Below are 16,048 nucleotides of genomic sequence, written 5' to 3'. Positions count from 1 at the left end.
CAGCGACTCCAAGGTCGCACGAGGCACGAAGCCTTCGCAGCTGGCCGCCCGGGGTGCCAGAGGGCCCGGCCTTGTTGATTCAGGCGCAGCACGTAGGCTGAGCGAAATGAATGACATCCTCACGTGGATCCTCGACACCGTATCCAGCGTCGACCCGGTCGTTCGAACACTGCTGGCCTTTTTGGGTATGCTGCTGGAAACTTCAGTGCTGGTCGGCCTGGTCGTTCCCGGCGACACCATAGTGATCGTCGCCAGCACGGCGGTCTCCGGCCCCGTCGAGTTTGTCACGCTCGTGCTCGCCGTGATCGTCGGCGCCCTGGGCGGGGAGAGCATCGGCTTCGCGCTCGGCCACCACTTCGGACCGTTCATCCGTGCAAGCCGGCTGGGCCGCCGCATCGGCGAACACAACTGGATTCGCGCCGAGAACTACCTCGACCGGCGCGGTGGTTTGGCCGTGTTCATCTCCCGGTTTCTGCCGGTGCTGCACTCCCTCATTCCGGTCACCGTTGGAATGAGCCATATGCGCTACCGCACCTTCATGGCCTGGACCGTGCCCGCCTGCGTTATCTGGTCACTCGCCTATGTCACCGTCGGGTCGGCGGCGGCCGGCGGCTACCGCGAGCTCAGCGGCAGCTTGCACTTCGCCGGCTACCTGTTCGTCGGCGTGATCGCACTGTTCGTACTCGCGGTGTTCCTGATCAAGAAATGGCTGCACCGCCGCGAGCTGCGTCACATGGACTGAGCCCGGGCTGGCAGGGTCACCCGGGCCGTCACCAGGTCGTCGGGCACCGGCGTGTGGGAGATGAGCAGCACGGCCCGGTGGGCGTCGGCCGCAGCTCTCAGCAGGTCGCGCACGAGGGCATCCGCCTGGGCACTGTCGACGTTCGCGGTGGGTTCGTCGACGATGAGCACCGGAAAGTCGGCCAGCAAGGCCCTGGCCAGGGCAATCCGCTGAGCCTGTCCGCCGGAGACCAGGGCGCCGCGCTCCCCGACCCGGGCATCGAGGCCGCCGCGCGCTGCGACCCATTCAGCCAGTCCGACGCGGGCCAGCACGGCTAACAACTCGGCGTCGGTGGCAGTATCGCGGGCAAACAGCAGATTTTGACGGATGCTGTCGTCAAATAACCACGGGCGCTGCTCGCACAGTCCGACCACCCGCCGCACGTCGGTCTGAGCGAGCAGGCGGGCTTCGACCCCGTTCAGACGGTAGGAACCGGTGTAGTCAAGAAACCGCACCAGGGCCTGCGCGAGGGTGGTCTTGCCGGCACCACTCGGTCCGGCCAGGTGCACCCGGTCCCCCGGCGCGAGCCGAAGGGTCACACCGGCCACGCCCTGTTCGGTCTGGCCGGGCCAGCTGGCACCCAGGTCGGTCAGTTCGAGCATGACCGGGGTTGCCCGCCACGGCCGGAGGTTCGGTACATCGACGGGAATCTCAGCCGGTGGCGAAGCCGGAACAACCTCGGCGACGCGCCGCGCGCTCACCCGCACCTGGCGCCAGGCCGAGGCGGCGAGCGGAATCATTCCGAACACCTCGAATACGGCCAGCGGCACGAGCACGGCGACGATGAGGGTCGGGCCGAGCAGGTCCGGGCTGAGGAGTCCGCCGCCGCCATCGAGCGCGGGTATGCCGAAGTAGAGCGCGCCCAGCGTTGCCGCACCGGCAAACATCGCAACGACGGCCGATTGCACGCCCACTCCGACCGAGCGGCGCAGGGTGGCCCGGCGCAGGCGCTCATCGGTGCGGGCGAGCGCGGCGAGACGCGGCTTGAGGGCGTCGAAGGCGGTGAGCACGTCGAGGTTCTCCACGATTTCGAGCACCTCATCGGCAAGGGTGCCGCGGAGCGGTGCGAGCTCCCGCTCCGCCCGGGCGGCCAGGCTGCCGGAGAAAAGGGTGCCGAGCACTCCGGCCAACAGCAGGCAGACGAGCAGGGTGAGGCCGGCGGCCGGCACGATCAGCCAGATGCCGATCACGCTGAGCAGGGCGGTGATTCCCGCGACCAGCAGCGGTTGCACAACCCGCAGCGGCAGGTCCTGCAGGTCATCGACGTCGCGCACGAGGCGGGTGAGCAGATCGCCGCGCCCGGTCTGGGCCAGGCCGGCCGGGGCGACCGGAACGATACGACGAAAGATGCCCAGGCGTAGTTCGGCGAGTTGCCGGAATGCGGCATCGTGGCTGGTCAGGCGCTCCAGGTAGCGAAACACGGACCGAAAGATGGCGAAGGCACGCACGCCGACGACGGCCATGCCCAGATAGGCCAGGGACGGCATTTCGGCGGCGCGGGTAATGAGCCAGGCCGAGCAGGCCAGCAGCGCCACCGCCATGACGGCGCTCGTCACGCCGGCCAGCAGGCCTGGAGCGAACCAGCGCGGGCGCGGCTGGGCGAGCCGCAGTACGTCGCGCGCGGCCGGGGTCGGCGTCCGGTCAGACATGAATCAGCTCCTGCAGCTCAATCATATGGTCAGCTGCGGCCAGGACGCCCGGCCGGTGGCTGACCACGATCACGACGCGGCCCTGATCGGCCAGTCGGCGCAGCCCGGCGAGCAGGCCGGCCTCGGCGTCGACGTCGAGCGCCGAGCTGGGTTCGTCCAGAATCACGACCTGGCACTCGGTCGCGAGGGCCCGGTAGATCGCCCGCGCGGCGGCGACGCGCTGCGCCTGCCCGCCCGAAAGCCCGTCGCCGTTGACCCCGAGCACCGTGGCCGGTGAAACCTCAGCGGCCCCCGCCCAGTCGAGGGCCTGAGCGACCAGAGTCCCGGTGGGCGTGCCCTGGCCAGCGGATGCCGCTCCCAGCGCCACATTCTCGGCCACCGTTCCCCGGACCAGGCCGGGTCGCTGGCCGGCCCAGGCCAACCACGGCCGACTCGGCCCGGCTGCCACGGCAACGCCGCCGAGCGTCACTGCACCGGTCAGGGGTACGAAGCCGAGCAGGGCGGCGACGAGGGTGGACTTGCCGACTCCGCTCACGCCGCGCAGCACGCTAATTTGCCCGGAGGCGAATTCGGCGTCCATCCGGTCGATCACGACGGTGTCGCCGCGCCGAATAGACACGTCGACCAGGCGCAGCTTGCCGGCACCGAGGCCTCCCAGCGCGACCGGCGCAGCCGCAGGATCGACCGGCGCCGGGGCATCCGCTTTATTGAAGTCGTCGTCGAGAATCGCGAACAGCTCTTCGGCAGCGGCCAGGCCGTCGGCCGCGGCGTGAAATTGCGCTCCGACCTGGCGCACCGGCAGAAACGCCTCGGGGGCCAGCAGCAGGACGAACAGCCCGACGCCGAGCAGCAGCTCGCCGTCGATGAGCCGCAGTCCAATCGACACGGCGACGAGAGCGACCGAGAGACTTGCGGCCAGTTCGATCACGAAGCCGCTCAGAAAGGATACCCGCAGTACCTTAATTGTTCGGGTGCGGTACTGCTCGGTGATGGAACGGATGCGATCAAACTGACGGCGTTCCCGGCCGTAGATCTTGAGGGTGCCGAGGCCGCCGACCACGTCGAGAAACCCGGTGGAGAGGCGTTGCAGTGCCTGCCACTGGTCCTGCTGTACCGACTGGGTGACCCGGCCGATGAGAATCATGAACACGGGGATGAGCGGAATCACGATGATGACGGTGAGGCCGCTGGGCAGGTCTTGCCAGAGCATTACCGCGATCAGAATCGGCGTAGCGATCGCGGTCAGCAACAGCTGCGGCAGATACCGCGCGAAGTAGTTGTCGAGTGCGTCGAGGCCGGTCGTGACAACGGTCGCCAGGCGTGCACTCTGCTGCGAGGCGACCCAGTCTGGGCCGCGCTCGGCGAGCTTGGCCATGACCTTGGCGCGCAGTTGACTCTTTACCTGCGCCGCACCGCGGTTGGCCGCGACTTCCAGCAACCAGATCAGCAGAGACCGGAGCACAATGACCGCGGCTAGGGCGACCAGCGTGGGTACGATCTCAGTGAGGGGCTCCCCCGCCACCAGGAGGGTGATTGCTCGGGTAAGAAACCACGCGAAGGCGACGACAACGAGGGTTTGTGCGAACCCGAGCAGCGCGCCAATGAGAAGAAACCGGCGCGCCGCTGAGGCATAACGAAGAAGGCGAGGATCCAGGGGGCGCACTGCCTTATTCTCCCACAGCCCGTGTCACGGGTGTGCTGGTCAACGGGGTACTCGTCAGGGGCGATCTAGTGAACAGAGACCTCAATATGGGCCCGACCAATGCGCTTGCGAAACACCCAGTAGGTCCAACCCTGATAGAGCAGAATGACGGGCATTCCGATCAGTGCCGTCCAGCTCATCACACCCAGCGTGTACGCCGACGAGGAGGCGTTGGCGATGGTCAGGCTGTTGGCTGGGTCGTTACTCGCCGGCATGACCTCAGGAAACAGCGAAGCGAACAGGCTCAGCACGACCAACCCGATAGCGCCGGCCATCAAGCCGAATGCGAGCCGCTCGGCCCCGCGCAGGTTGGCGAGGAACGATGCGATCAGTGCACCAGCCGCCACGGCGGCCAGAAGAGCGGATGCCACGGTGCCGTAGGCAAAGATTGTCCACACCAGGAAGGTAGCCGCGACAACGATCGTCAGGATGCCGGCTTTGGTGGCGAGCTTGCGTGCCCGCAGTCTAATGTCACCCTCGGTCTTGAGCGAGATGAAGACCACACCGTGCGCAAAGAACAGCAGCAGAGTGGTGACCCCACCGAGCAGGGCATACGGGTTGAGTAGGTCAAAGAAGGTACCGGTGTAGTTGTGGTTGACGTCGAGGTTCACGCCGCGCACGATGTTCGCGAAAGCCACACCCCAGAGCAATGCCGGAACGGCCGATCCGAAGATAATCATGCCGTCAAACCATTTCTTCCACGAAGATTCGGGGCGTTGGTGCCGGTATTCAAACGACACCCCGCGCACGATCAGGGCGACCAGAATAAGCACGAGCGGGAGGTAGAAACCGCTGAACATCGTTGCGTACCATTCGGGGAACGCCGCGAACAACGACGCCCCAGCCACGATCACCCAGGTCTCGTTAAGGTCCCAAACCGGACCGATGGTGTTGATGAGAACGCGGCGATCGGTGTCGTCCCGGCCCAGGAATGGAAGAGACATGCCGACCCCAAAATCGAATCCATCGAGCACGAAGTACCCAACGAACATGACAGCGATGATCCAGAACCAAAGAATTGTGAGATCCATTTTGTATTCCCCTAGACCCGTCTTAATAGACCGTGGCGGTGTGCTTGACTTCGCCGGACTCGGCGTCGAGAACCGGAGCATCGTCCGGCCCCTTCTGAACGGCTTTCAGGATGAGTTTGAACTCGACCACCACGAGAATGCCGTAGAGCACCGTGAAGGCGATCAGGGAGATGAGAATTTCCACGCCGGTCACGCCGGGTGAAACGCCGTCCTGCGTTCTCAGCAGACCAAACACGAGCCACGGCTGGCGGCCCATTTCGGTGAATACCCAGCCGACCGTCATCGCGAGTAGCGAAGCGGGGAAGCTCCAAATAGCGAGCTTCCATACCCAATTCTGCTTCGGCATCCGTCCCTTGCGGGTGAGAAACAGCCCAACGACGGCCACGAGCATGTGTACGAGACCGAGAGCGATCATCCAGCGGAACGCCCAATAAGTGATCCAGATGGTGGGCGTGTAGTCGCCGGGGCCGTACGTCGAAACGTACTGGGCCTGCAAGTTGTTAATGCCCTGCACGGTGCCGTCGAAGGTGTGGGTCGAGAGGAACGAAAGCAGGTAAGGGATGCGGATCGAGAAGAGTTCGTGCACACCGTCGGGCGTGCCGAGTGTAAAGAGGGAAAACGACGCGTTGGCTCCGGTGGCCGTGTGGTAAAGCGCCTCGGCGGCTGCCATTTTCATCGGCTGCACCTCACCCATCACGAGGCTGAGCTGGTCGCCGGCGAGAGTTGTACCAATGCCGGCCAGGACCATCATCCACAGACCGAATTTGAGAGCTGGGCGCATGGTCTCAAAATGCTGGTTACGTGCCAGATGCCAGGCCGCCACCGAAATGATCAGGCCTGCCGACACCATGAAACACGCGAAGATGGTGTGCGGGAACGCCGCCAGTGCGATCGGGTTGGTGAGCAGTTCCCCGATGCTAGTCAGCTCGGCCCGGCCCTTCTCCGCGTTGATGGTATACGCGATCGGGTTCTGCATGAAGGCGTTGGCCGCGAGGATGAAGTAAGCCGACGTGATGCTGCCCATCACGGTGAGCCATATGGTGGCGAGATGCACCTTCTTCGGCAGTTTGTCCCAGCCAAAGATCCACAGGCCGATGAACGTCGCCTCGAGGAAGAAGGCAAGGATGCCCTCGAACGCGAGCGGGGCCCCGAACACGTCACCGACGAAGCGCGAGTAATCCGACCAGTTCATACCGAACTGAAACTCCTGCACGATTCCCGTCACGACGCCCATGGCGAAGTTGATCAGAAAGATTTTGCCGAAGAAGTGCGTCAGCTGCAAGTACTTGGCCTTGTCGGTGCGCACCCACGCCGTCTGGAAGATGGCGACCGTGAGGGCCATGCCAATGGTGAGAGGCACGAAGAGGAAATGGTAGACGGTCGTAAGACCGAACTGCCACCGTGAGAGGAGTAACGGATCCAACCACTCGTTCATATGCCCTCCAGCATTTATTCGCAGCACGCATAATTTCTACGCTGTGTAGAACACTACACTTCTACGCTGTGTAGAACACTACACTTCTACGCTGTGTAGAAACCTGGGCATGACAGCAATTTTCTACGACACGTAGAAATTACAGTTCGACCGCGTAAGATGCTGCGTATGGCAAATTTGGGCGTGCTTGAGCGGCTTCTGATGGATGTCCTGTGGGACTCCCCCACACCGTTGTCCGCCAACGATCTCAAGGATTCTTTGATGCGCCCGGGTCTTGCGACCAAGCCCACGAAGCCACTGGCGACCACAACCGTTCTGACGGTGTTGTCTCGACTTGAGACAAAGGGTTTCGTCACCCGCGACCGCAGCGTGCGCCCACACACGTACACCGCTGTTATGACCCGTGCGACCCACACGGCCGAGCTCATGCATGAGGTACTCGGGCAGGTGCCGGACCGCCAAGCGGCCCTCGTGCGGTTCATTGGAGGCGTCACCCCTCAGGAGGCGGACACACTGCGCCAACTCCTCGGCGTTGCGACGACCGACAACCTCTAACTCCGCCAGACCTTAACTGCGATACCCGTGATCATCAGCGCCGCCCTGCTTGGCGTCATTGCCGTGATTCTCGCTTGGCCTTTTCCGTTGGTGCTGGCCCGGTCGGATTGGCCCGCGCGCTCCCCGGACGTCGCCCTCGTGCTCTGGCAGGCCATCGCCCTGTCCGGTGGCATGTCGATGATCGGCTCCCTGCTGCTCTACGGTCTTGTTCCGTTCGGTAATGCTCTGCCACAGAGCGTCATCGCCCTCGGCGACAGCCTGCGGTCCGGTACTCTTCCGGCCGATACGCGTTTCACCCACGTGCTCGCGCTCGGGGCAGCTATTCTGCTCAGCACTCACCTGCTGTTGAATTTGTTCGCCACTTTCGTGCGCGCCGAGCGACAGCGACGCCGCCACTACACTCTCATCGCCCTGCTCAGCGATCCTCTGAACGGCCAACCGGGAATGCGCGTCATCGACCATCCTGCCCCGGTCGCCTATTGCCTTCCCGGTGCTGGTCATTCCGCGACGGTGCTGTCTAAGGGATTGCTCCGCCTGCTCGACGCCGACCAGGTGCGTGCGGTGATCGCCCACGAACGAGCCCATCTGGTTCAGCAGCATCACCTGGTGTTACTGGCCTTCAAGAGTTGGCACAGCGCCCTACCCTGGTTTCCCATCGCCAATCGCGCTGAAAATGCCGTGGCGCTCTTGGTTGAAATGATCGCGGACGATCGCGCACGCCGCGACGTGGACGACCGCACACTTGCTACCGCTATCGCGCTCGTGGGGCTGGGGCAACAACCGGAGGTCCTCGCCGCAGCGTCGGATGGCGAGTCGGACGAGCCATGGATCTCGTCGCCGGAGCGCGCTCTCGTCGCTCCGCGGGTGTACCGGCTCATGAACCAGGCTCTTCCCCTGTCCCGCCTCGCCACCATGGCCGTCTTCGTGACCGCGATCGCGCTCGCCCTCGCCCCCGCCATCGTGCTGTTGCGGGCATAGACGCACAAAACCCTCACACCGCCCAAGAAGGGACGTTATGAGGGTTTTGGGTGAAACGATACGGCTAGAAGAGGTTTGCCTTTTCGAGCCAGGCCGCCGCGATGGCCTCAGCGGACTTCTGGTCATTGACGCTCTCGGAGTTGAGGCTCACCAGGTCCTCAGCGCTGAGGGCAGCACTGATCTTGTTCAGTACCGACGCGGCCTTGTCGGTGACCTTTTCGGAAACCAAAGGCACGACGTTGTCCGCGAAGAAGAGACCATCTGGGTCGCTCAACGCCACGAGCTTGTCTGACTTGATGTTGGGGCTTGCCGTATAAATATTGGTCAGCTGAATAGCGTTGTCAACAAGAGCCTTAACGGTCAGCGGGCCACCACCATCCTCAATCGGGGTGAAACCGGCGGTTTCGATGCCGTACTTCGCCTTGAGGGCGGCCGGCCCATACGGACGTGTCTCCAGCACAGAGGTGCCACCAACCATGAGCGGTTCGGTGACATTCTTCAGTGACGCAATGTCCGTTAGGTTGTATTTTTCCGCGAAGGCTTGGGTTACGGTCCAGGAATTCTGGTCTGAGGCCGCCGCTTTGTCCAGCACGCGCAGGGTGGAGGGAAGCGCCGCTTGAAGCTCGGTGTAGATCGCGTCGCTCGTGCCACCGACAGCGTTCGGTTCGAGTGCCTGCAGCAGGCTACCGGTGTATTCGGGGAATACATCGACGCCGCCTGCTTCCAGCTCGGGCAGGTACACCTCGCGCTGGCCTATCCGGAACGTGCGGTCGACGGTGAAACCGTTGGCCTCTAATGCCTGCGAGTAGATCTCGGCGATGATCTCATTGGAGTAGTAGTCCTGGGAACCCACAACGAGCGTGTCGGCAGCGCTTGTGGCGCCACTTCCACTGCCCAGGGGATCACCGGACGCGCACCCTGCGAGGGCTACTGCGGCCCCAACCGCGACCACACTGATGAGCGTGAGTCGGCCTTTTTTTGCTGTGAACATGCGTTTTCCTTTCATGATGGCGAATTCCATCACCGGGCCAGCTTGGTGAAACCGGCCCAGATGTCTGTGGGGCGTCCGGCCGCAACTCCGCGGGGAACAACCAATTTCTGAAGCACCGTAAAGATGCCCTCAAGCAGCAGCGCGAGCAGAATAACGAGAATGGACCCGCCCAGCATCTGCGCATAATCGAGATTTTTCAACCCCGTAAACAGGAAGCGGCCCAGTCCGATGTCGGCCACGTAGGCAGCGAGTGTGGCGGTGGCCACGATTTGCAGCGTGGCCGAGCGCAACCCACCCATCAAGAGGGGAAGGCTGAGCGGAAGCTCCACTTTGCGCACAATCTGCCCCTCCGACATCCCCACGGCTCTGGCGGCATCGATGGTCGCGCGATCAATCGCTTCAAAGCCGGTGTATGCCCCCGCGAGAATGGGTGGGATCGCGAGCACCGTGAGGGCCGCGTAGGGTGCGGTCAGACCGATTCCCACCGACAGAGCGACAAGCGTGAGCAACCCCAGGGTCGGAATGGAACGGAAAGCGCCTGCAGTTCCGACAGCCAAGCCACGCCCGCGTCCGGTGTGTCCAATGAAGAAGCCCAGCGGTATGGCGATGACGGACGCAAAGACAAGTGTGAGCAAAGTAAAGCCCAGGTGTTCCAATACCCGGATGCCGATGGCATTCGATCCCACATAGTTGGTCGGATCGAACAGCCACGCGACTGCATCTGCAAAGAAGTTCATGCCACCGCCTCCTTGTCAGAGCGCATCGGCGCGCGCGCCGCCGATGGCGCAGATCTCGTCCACGGCATGAGAAGGCGACCGAGAAGAACGAGAGCCCCATCCAGTGCCAGGGCGAGTACGACCGTGGCGATAATCCCGGCAATGATTTCCGCCTGGATGCCACGCTGAAAACCGTCGGTGAACAGACTGCCCAGGCTCTGGGCACCAATGACAGCGCCCACCGTAGCGAGACTGACCGTACTCACTGCGACGACCCGCAACCCGGCCAGCAGGACCGGACCCGCGAGTGGAAACTCCACCCGCCAGAACTGGGTCCACTCGGAGAAGCCCACCGCCATCGCGGACTGTCGAACGTTCCGGTCGACGGAGGCGAGACCATCGGCCACCACTCGCACCATGAGCGCCACACCGTAGAGCGTCAGGGCGATGATGAGATTGAGAGGCGAACGAACGGTCGTTCCCACGATGAAAGGAAGCACAATGAAGAGTGGGAGCGAGGGTACGGCGTACAGCAGGCCTACGCCCGAGAGAATGATGCCGCGCCCAACGCGGAAGCGGTATGCCAGCCAGCCGAGGGGAACAGCCAGGAGAAAACTGAGGATGATGGGCGGAACGCTCAGCACGACGTGATCGAGAGTGCGATCCCAGATGAGGTCCAGGTTTGACCATATCCAGGTCACCGGGGATCCCCACCCTGCGCCGGGGCACCCGATCCCGCGAACGGGCCGGCCTTTACTTCGGGGGCGGCCTTTTCTTCGGGCGCGGCCTTTGCTCCAGCGGCGGCACTCGGGGACGTTCCACCCGCGAGTACGCCGGCGAGCCGTCCATCGGCGTCGACAAGCACGTCGCCGTCCGAGTGGGACTCGAGGTGCAGCACGCGTTTGCCGCGATCTGCACCGACAAAGGTGGCCACAAAATCGTCTGCCGGATTGGCCAGGATCTCCGCCGGGGACCCCACCTGGGCGATCAGCCCGCCGGTACGCAGGATCACCACCTGGTCGCCGAGCAAAAAGGCCTCGTCAATGTCATGCGTCACAAACACGACCGTTTTTCCGAGTTCCCGCTGCAGGCGCAGCAACTCCTGCTGCAGTTCCGCCCGCACAATGGGGTCAACGGCGCCGAAGGGCTCATCCATGAGCAGAATGTTGGGATTGACCGCGAGGCCGCGCGCCACTCCGACTCGTTGCTGCTGGCCGCCGGAGAGCTGACTCGGGTACCGGTTGGCAAGCGATCGATCAAGACCGACCGTGTCGAGTAACTGCAGAGCCTCGGTGCGGGCTCTCTTCTTGGGAATCCCCGATAGCATCGGCACGGTGGCGACGTTGTCGATGACCTTGCGATGGGGAAGCAGCCCCGAGTTCTGCATGACGTAGCCGATCCCACGCCGCAGTTTGACCGGTTCGAGTGTGCCTATATCGGCCCCGTCAATCTCGATAGACCCGCTCGTCGGGTCGACCATCCGGTTGATCATGCGCAGCAGCGTTGTCTTTCCTGACCCCGAGGTTCCGACCAGAACGGTGGTTTTGCGTGAGGGCAGCACGAGGCTGAAGCCATCGACGGCAACCGTGCCGTCGGGGAACCGTTTGGTCACCGAGTGGAATTCAATCATCGTGGTGGCTCGCTCCTCGCATCAAGTCGGGTCAGACAAACCAGATGCTAACCCAACCACTTTTCTACGCGACAGGCAAAACAGATTGCGCAAAAAGAATTCATCCCGGAGCGAACAGGCAACCCACTGCCTCAAATTCCGACCACCCTACCGAGCAATGCATCGGCAGATCGACGCAGAGCCGCTATGACGAGCAGAGGCTACGACGCAGCGGCGAGGAGGCTGAGCGCCCGCGGGCTGTAATAGCGGTCGAGGTACTCGCGCAGCACCAGCCGACACTCGGCGATAAACCGTTCTTCACCGAGCGGCTCGCTGTGGAAAGCACGTGCCAATAGTGCGTCGGCCATTTCGACGGCGACTTCGAGGCGAAAGATGAGCTCCGGGCCGGCGGGCAGATTGAACTCGTTCACGAGCACATCAGCCAGGCGGCGGGCGAAGAAATCAACGTCGGCCGCGGCATCCGCTGCCGGAGCACCGTCTCGGTCATCGAAGTTGACGATGCGAAAGCCGGGCTCTGAACGGTACAGACCGACGAAGGCCGTGACGACACAGTCGACAGCGTCCCACCAGGTGGTAAGGGTGCTTGCACCGAGCTCGTCGACGACGCGCTGCCGAAAACGCACGACGGCACGCTCGTGCAGGGCGTGCAGAACAGCCACCCGGTCGGGGTAATAGCGGTAGACCGTACCGATCGACGCACCGGCACGCTCAGCGATCATCGCCGTCGTGATGCGGTCGAAACCGACCTCGTCCACGACCGCAGCTGCGGCATCGAGCAAACCGGACAACCGTGCTGCGCTGCGCTGCTGAATCGGCTCAGCGCGCACCTGCTGTGGTGCGGCGCCAGCGTCTTCACCCAATAGGCCATTAAGCGGCATTTATCCCCCTTGAAGATAAGTCAACATCATACGGGGTAAAACCCCATTTATACATCTCTGATCGGGGGATGCACAGCAAGCATGGCAGAATGAGGGAGTGCCAGAGTCCCGAGACAACACGCCGAACGCGACCAGTCCCGTGCGCATCATGCACCGTGCCGCCCGGATCGAGGATTGGCTGCACGATCGGCGGGAACACTCCGCCCGTCGCCGCGGCTACCGACCGACCGTTATTCCGTACTCCGGCTATGGCTCCACCGGGTGGGTGCGCATTCTCTGCCGCGTTCTGCTGGCCAAGCCGGACAAGCCGGAAAAACGGCAAAAACGTCCGAGAGCGGATGGCCGCGACGCCGGAATTCGAGGCTGGCGCAGCTTCACAAGCGTTCCGGTCAATGACGTCACGGTCACGATCGAGATCGATGGCCAGACCCATCACGTGCAGGCCGACCGGGGCGGGGTCGTCGACACCGTGGTGCCCGTGTCATTGCCCCCGGGATGGCACGTCGCCCGACTGCACACCGAATTCTCCGACGTTCAGCACGCCCCCATCTTCATCGTTGCCCCAACGGTCGGCTACGGTGTCGTTTCTGATGTCGACGACACCGTCATGGTCACAACCCTCCCCCGCCCCCTACTGGCAGCCTGGAACACGTTTGTGCTCGACGAGCATGCCCGGGTGCCGACCCCAGGGATGGCGGTCTTTCTGGAACGGCTCGCGTCGTTCACCCCGGGTGCTCCGGTCATCTATCTCTCGACCGGAGCCTGGAACGTGGCACCGACCCTGTCCCGTTTTCTCTCCCGCAACCTGTACCCGGCTGGGGCACTGCTCCTGACAGACTGGGGCCCGACGCACGACCGCTGGTTCCGCAGCGGGAGTGCCCACAAACGCGACAACCTGCGGCGGCTCGCCGAACAGTTTCCGCAAATCCGCTGGATTCTGATCGGTGACGACGGCCAGCACGACGAAGCCATCTACAGCGACTTTCAACGCGACTACCCCGGAAGCGTCGCCGCCGTGGCCATTCGCCAGCTCTCTGCGAGCGAGGCCGTGCTCGCCGGCGGCCGTTCCCGCGACGCCGTGCTCATCGAGGGCGGCCCTGATGCCCCTTGGGTGTACGGCCCCGATGGGTCCAGCCTGTCCAGCCAGTTGGCCGAGCACGGCCTGATTTGAGCCCGGCCTGATCTGAGCGGCTTTGACACAACCAGCGATTGTGATCGCGTTGGGTTACCCCGCGGTGCTCTGCTCCATGCTCACGCGGCGCAGCACCAGGTTCTCGACGACCTGGGCCAGGCCGTAGAGGGCGAGCGAGACGATGGTGATCACCACGACCGAGGCCCACACCTCGGAATTCTGCACCTTGGCGACAGCGGCGACGATCGAGTTGCCGAGGCCCTGGCCGGTGGTCAACCACTCGGCCAAGAGTGCCCCGGTGATAGCGCCGGGCACCGAGATCTTCACCGCGGCGAAGAACGAGGGCAGGGAGCTCGGCAATGCCACCTTGCGCAGGGTCGTGACGGCGCTGCCGCCGTAGACCGTGATCACATCGCTGATCTGTGGTGAGGAGGACCGCAGACCGAAGGCGATGTTCACGAGGGCGGGGAACAGAACGACGATGGCACCCATCACGACCGCGGTGGTGAGTCCGCGCCCGGTGATGAGGCTGATGATCGGCACGAGGGCCACTAGCGGCACCGACCGCAGCAGCAGGGCGATGGGCATGAGGGCATGCTCGATACCCCGCGACAGGGTGAACACGACCGCGAGCAGCAGGGCACAGGTGAGCCCGGCGACGAACCCGAGAAAGGCGTCGCTCAGGGTCACCACGAGGTTGCCCAGAATGAGGGCCCGATTATCGGCGGCCTCGGGAACGGTAACGAGCCAGGTCCAGACGTCGAGGGGTCCTTTGGCGAGGAAGGGCGAAATGTCCAGCACGAGGAGCAGTGCCTGCCAGGCGAGCAGCACGAGAATGAGGGTGACGAGCCCGGTCAGCAGTCCGCGCAGTACGGTCGTGACTGCGACTCGTGCGAAGCTCATCGACTGCTCCGTCCGGTCGTCCACGGCGTGGCGAAACGCACTATGACGGCGAAAATCGCGTAGCCGAGCCCCGCGGTGACTCCTGCGACGAGCGCGAGGCTCCACACCCGGTCGACGTTGGCCGTTGAACCGGCCACGAGCATGGCGATGCCGAGGCCGCGGCTGACCCCGCCGAGGTACTCCCCCAGGATCGCCCCGATGAAGGCGGCCGGCGCGGCGATCTGCAGCGCCGTCAGCACACTGGGCAGCCCCGCGATCAGGCGCACCTTGCGCAGCTGCGTGAATCTGCTGCCGCCGTACACGGTGATGAGGTCGAGGCTCGCGGCATCCGCTGCCTTGAGACCGACCAGGGAACCGATCACGGTCGTGAAGAACACGGATATGGCCGCGAGAAAAACCGCCGTTCCCGCCGGGTCGCCGGCGCTCGGCGCGCCGATCACGATGTAGGCGATCGGGCCGATGGCGACGATCGGGATGCAGTAGGTGATCACGGCGATCTGCATGGCGATCTTCTCGATACGCGGCAGTAGCAGCACGAGGCCGGCGAGGGCCAGGGCGAGCCCGTTGCCCCAGGCGAAGCCGATGAGCGCTTCGAGCACGGTGACGCTGACGTGCGGCAGGTAGAAGGCCGGCCCATCGCTGAGCAGTTGGTGGAGCACATCGAGCGGGGTCGGCACCGCGCCGCCCGGCATCGAGCCGACCTCGGCCAAGACAGTGACGGCGCTGATCCACCACAGTGCGACAACGCCGGCGACCCCGATCAGCCCAGTCGCCCAGGCGGGCAGGGCGCGCAGCGAACTTCGAATCACTGGTCGTCGCCCTGCACGGCGGCATCGCTAAACAGCAGGTCGGATGCACGGTCGTGCAGGGAGTGAAACTCGGGCGAACGCATCATCTCCGGCAACCGGGGCCGGGGCAGGTCGATGTCGATGACTTCCTTGACCCGACCGGGACGTGCGCTCATTACCGCGACGTGGTCGGAGAGGAAGATCGCCTCGGCGATGCCGTGGGTGACCATGAGCGTGGTGGCCGGCTTCTGGGTCCAGATGCGCAGCAGCTCAAGGTTGAGACGCTGCCTGGTCATGTCGTCCAGGGCCCCGAAGGGTTCGTCGAGTAGCAGCACCGAGGGTTTGAGTACAAGCGACCGGGCGATGGACACGCGCTGCTTCATGCCGCCGGAGAGCTGCGCGGGCTTGGCCTTCTCAAAGCCCTGCAGTCCGACGAGGGCAATCAGTTCGTCGATGTAGGCATCGTCGACGGGAATGCGCGCTACTTCGAACGGCAGACGGATATTCGAGCGCACGCTGCGCCAGGGCAGGAGGGCGGAATCCTGGAAGGCGATGCCGAGCTGGTGCCCGCCACGCAGCTCCTGCGGGCTCTTGCCGTCTACCCTGGTCGTGCCGCTCGTTGGCTGCTCGAGCCCGGCGAGGATGCGCAGAATGGTGGATTTTCCACACCCGGACGGCCCGAGCAGGGAGAGAAAACTGCCCTTGTCGGTGTGCAGGTTGGCATTGTCGAGGGCGACGACCTTTTTGCGCCCGGCGGCGAAGACCTTGTGCAACTGGGAGATATGCAGGCCGGTTCCCGAAGCGGCCGCCTCCGCCTCGGCGCGGACCACTGAATCACGAACACCGGCATCAGTACTACTCACGTCTTCTTACTCCTTA

The 16,048-nt window shown here is 64.0% G+C and carries 16 protein-coding genes; 4 read left to right on the top strand and 12 right to left on the bottom strand.

Annotated features, from left to right (window positions below; genetic code table 11):
- The first annotated feature begins 106 nt into the window (after window positions 1-106).
- Window positions 107-742: a DedA family protein gene (locus tag E3T41_RS03800; RefSeq protein WP_092450475.1), complete on the top strand. Its 636-nt coding sequence runs from the start codon at window positions 107-109 to the stop codon at window positions 740-742.
- On the opposite strand, the gene cydC is transcribed toward E3T41_RS03800, so the two are convergent.
- From cydC to E3T41_RS03780, 4 genes are all read right to left on the bottom strand, one after another.
- A complete protein-coding gene (gene cydC, locus E3T41_RS03795) occupies window positions 730-2,430 on the bottom strand; it encodes a thiol reductant ABC exporter subunit CydC (RefSeq protein ID WP_134477409.1) in 1,701 nt (566 codons plus the stop codon). The two genes, E3T41_RS03800 and cydC, sit on opposite strands and share 13 nt — an antisense overlap.
- Window positions 2,423-4,093 carry a thiol reductant ABC exporter subunit CydD gene (gene cydD, locus E3T41_RS03790; RefSeq protein WP_134477407.1) on the bottom strand — a complete coding sequence of 557 codons (1,671 nt, stop codon included), beginning with the start codon at window positions 4,091-4,093 and terminating at the stop codon, window positions 2,423-2,425. The genes cydC and cydD overlap by 8 nt, the downstream gene beginning before the upstream one ends.
- Before the next feature lie 65 nt (window positions 4,094-4,158).
- The gene (gene cydB / locus E3T41_RS03785) at window positions 4,159-5,163 is read right to left on the bottom strand and encodes a cytochrome d ubiquinol oxidase subunit II (protein ID WP_134477405.1); all 1,005 of its coding nucleotides are present in this window, start codon (window positions 5,161-5,163) and stop codon (window positions 4,159-4,161) included.
- A 22-nt stretch (window positions 5,164-5,185) separates the two neighbouring features.
- Entirely contained in the window at window positions 5,186-6,598 is a 1,413-nt protein-coding gene (locus tag E3T41_RS03780) for a cytochrome ubiquinol oxidase subunit I (RefSeq protein WP_134471699.1), read from the bottom strand.
- Between the two features lie 168 nt (window positions 6,599-6,766).
- On the opposite strand from E3T41_RS03780, the gene E3T41_RS03775 reads away from it, so the two are divergent.
- Window positions 6,767-7,153: a BlaI/MecI/CopY family transcriptional regulator gene (locus tag E3T41_RS03775; protein ID WP_092450731.1), complete on the top strand. Its 387-nt coding sequence runs from the start codon at window positions 6,767-6,769 to the stop codon at window positions 7,151-7,153.
- 27 nt (window positions 7,154-7,180) lie between these two features.
- On the top strand, window positions 7,181-8,131 hold the full coding sequence (locus tag E3T41_RS03770) for a M56 family metallopeptidase (RefSeq protein ID WP_233195384.1): 951 nt from the start codon (window positions 7,181-7,183) through the stop codon (window positions 8,129-8,131).
- Window positions 8,132-8,195: 64 nt separating this feature from the next.
- On the opposite strand, the gene E3T41_RS03765 is transcribed toward E3T41_RS03770, so the two are convergent.
- The 5 genes from E3T41_RS03765 to E3T41_RS03745 form a co-directional block, all read right to left on the bottom strand.
- Window positions 8,196-9,122: an ABC transporter substrate-binding protein gene (locus E3T41_RS03765; protein WP_092450733.1), complete on the bottom strand. Its 927-nt coding sequence runs from the start codon at window positions 9,120-9,122 to the stop codon at window positions 8,196-8,198.
- A gap of 29 nt (window positions 9,123-9,151) precedes the next feature.
- The gene (locus tag E3T41_RS03760; protein WP_092450489.1) at window positions 9,152-9,859 is read right to left on the bottom strand and encodes an ABC transporter permease; all 708 of its coding nucleotides are present in this window, start codon (window positions 9,857-9,859) and stop codon (window positions 9,152-9,154) included.
- Window positions 9,856-10,539, bottom strand: coding sequence for an ABC transporter permease (locus tag E3T41_RS03755; protein ID WP_092450492.1), 684 nt, complete (start codon window positions 10,537-10,539; stop codon window positions 9,856-9,858). The genes E3T41_RS03760 and E3T41_RS03755 overlap by 4 nt, the downstream gene beginning before the upstream one ends.
- Window positions 10,536-11,468, bottom strand: a complete 933-nt coding sequence (locus tag E3T41_RS03750) for an ABC transporter ATP-binding protein (protein WP_092450495.1) — start codon at window positions 11,466-11,468, stop codon at window positions 10,536-10,538. The genes E3T41_RS03755 and E3T41_RS03750 overlap by 4 nt, the downstream gene beginning before the upstream one ends.
- Before the next feature lie 200 nt (window positions 11,469-11,668).
- The gene (locus E3T41_RS03745; RefSeq protein WP_092450497.1) at window positions 11,669-12,346 is read right to left on the bottom strand and encodes a TetR/AcrR family transcriptional regulator; all 678 of its coding nucleotides are present in this window, start codon (window positions 12,344-12,346) and stop codon (window positions 11,669-11,671) included.
- Between the two features lie 148 nt (window positions 12,347-12,494).
- Between E3T41_RS03745 and E3T41_RS03740 the strand changes: the two genes are divergently transcribed.
- The gene (locus tag E3T41_RS03740; RefSeq protein ID WP_134477586.1) at window positions 12,495-13,517 is read left to right on the top strand and encodes an App1 family protein; all 1,023 of its coding nucleotides are present in this window, start codon (window positions 12,495-12,497) and stop codon (window positions 13,515-13,517) included.
- A gap of 54 nt (window positions 13,518-13,571) precedes the next feature.
- On the opposite strand, the gene E3T41_RS03735 is transcribed toward E3T41_RS03740, so the two are convergent.
- From E3T41_RS03735 to E3T41_RS03725, 3 genes are read right to left on the bottom strand one after another with little or no spacing between them, the layout of a single operon-like run.
- Window positions 13,572-14,381 (bottom strand): ABC transporter permease, encoded by an 810-nt coding sequence (locus E3T41_RS03735; RefSeq protein ID WP_134477403.1) that lies wholly within the window; start codon window positions 14,379-14,381, stop codon window positions 13,572-13,574.
- Entirely contained in the window at window positions 14,378-15,190 is an 813-nt protein-coding gene (locus E3T41_RS03730; RefSeq protein ID WP_241991017.1) for an ABC transporter permease, read from the bottom strand. The genes E3T41_RS03735 and E3T41_RS03730 overlap by 4 nt, the downstream gene beginning before the upstream one ends.
- Window positions 15,187-15,999, bottom strand: coding sequence for an ABC transporter ATP-binding protein (locus E3T41_RS03725; RefSeq protein WP_134477584.1), 813 nt, complete (start codon window positions 15,997-15,999; stop codon window positions 15,187-15,189). The genes E3T41_RS03730 and E3T41_RS03725 overlap by 4 nt, the downstream gene beginning before the upstream one ends.
- Window positions 16,000-16,048 lie beyond the last annotated feature (49 nt).

The sequence above is a fragment of the Cryobacterium sp. Hh38 genome, from assembly GCF_004403235.1.
Lineage (GTDB): Bacteria > Actinomycetota > Actinomycetes > Actinomycetales > Microbacteriaceae > Cryobacterium > Cryobacterium levicorallinum.
Note: the sequence above shows the minus strand (reverse complement) of the source record. Positions and strands in the feature narration are given on the sequence as shown.

Excerpts from the sequence above, each read along its gene's own strand:
- E3T41_RS03800 (WP_092450475.1), top strand. The coding sequence starts at position 107 with ATGAATGACATCCTCACGTGGATCCTCGACACCGTATCCAGCGTCGAC.
- cydC (WP_134477409.1), bottom strand. The coding sequence starts at position 2,430 with ATGTCTGACCGGACGCCGACCCCGGCCGCGCGCGACGTACTGCGGCTC.
- cydB (WP_134477405.1), bottom strand. The coding sequence starts at position 5,163 with ATGGATCTCACAATTCTTTGGTTCTGGATCATCGCTGTCATGTTCGTT.
- E3T41_RS03780 (WP_134471699.1), bottom strand. The coding sequence starts at position 6,598 with ATGAACGAGTGGTTGGATCCGTTACTCCTCTCACGGTGGCAGTTCGGT.
- E3T41_RS03775 (WP_092450731.1), top strand. The coding sequence starts at position 6,767 with ATGGCAAATTTGGGCGTGCTTGAGCGGCTTCTGATGGATGTCCTGTGG.
- E3T41_RS03765 (WP_092450733.1), bottom strand. The coding sequence starts at position 9,122 with ATGTTCACAGCAAAAAAAGGCCGACTCACGCTCATCAGTGTGGTCGCG.
- E3T41_RS03760 (WP_092450489.1), bottom strand. The coding sequence starts at position 9,859 with ATGAACTTCTTTGCAGATGCAGTCGCGTGGCTGTTCGATCCGACCAAC.
- E3T41_RS03750 (WP_092450495.1), bottom strand. The coding sequence starts at position 11,468 with ATGATTGAATTCCACTCGGTGACCAAACGGTTCCCCGACGGCACGGTT.
- E3T41_RS03745 (WP_092450497.1), bottom strand. The coding sequence starts at position 12,346 with ATGCCGCTTAATGGCCTATTGGGTGAAGACGCTGGCGCCGCACCACAG.
- E3T41_RS03740 (WP_134477586.1), top strand. The coding sequence starts at position 12,495 with ATGCACCGTGCCGCCCGGATCGAGGATTGGCTGCACGATCGGCGGGAA.
- E3T41_RS03735 (WP_134477403.1), bottom strand. The coding sequence starts at position 14,381 with ATGAGCTTCGCACGAGTCGCAGTCACGACCGTACTGCGCGGACTGCTG.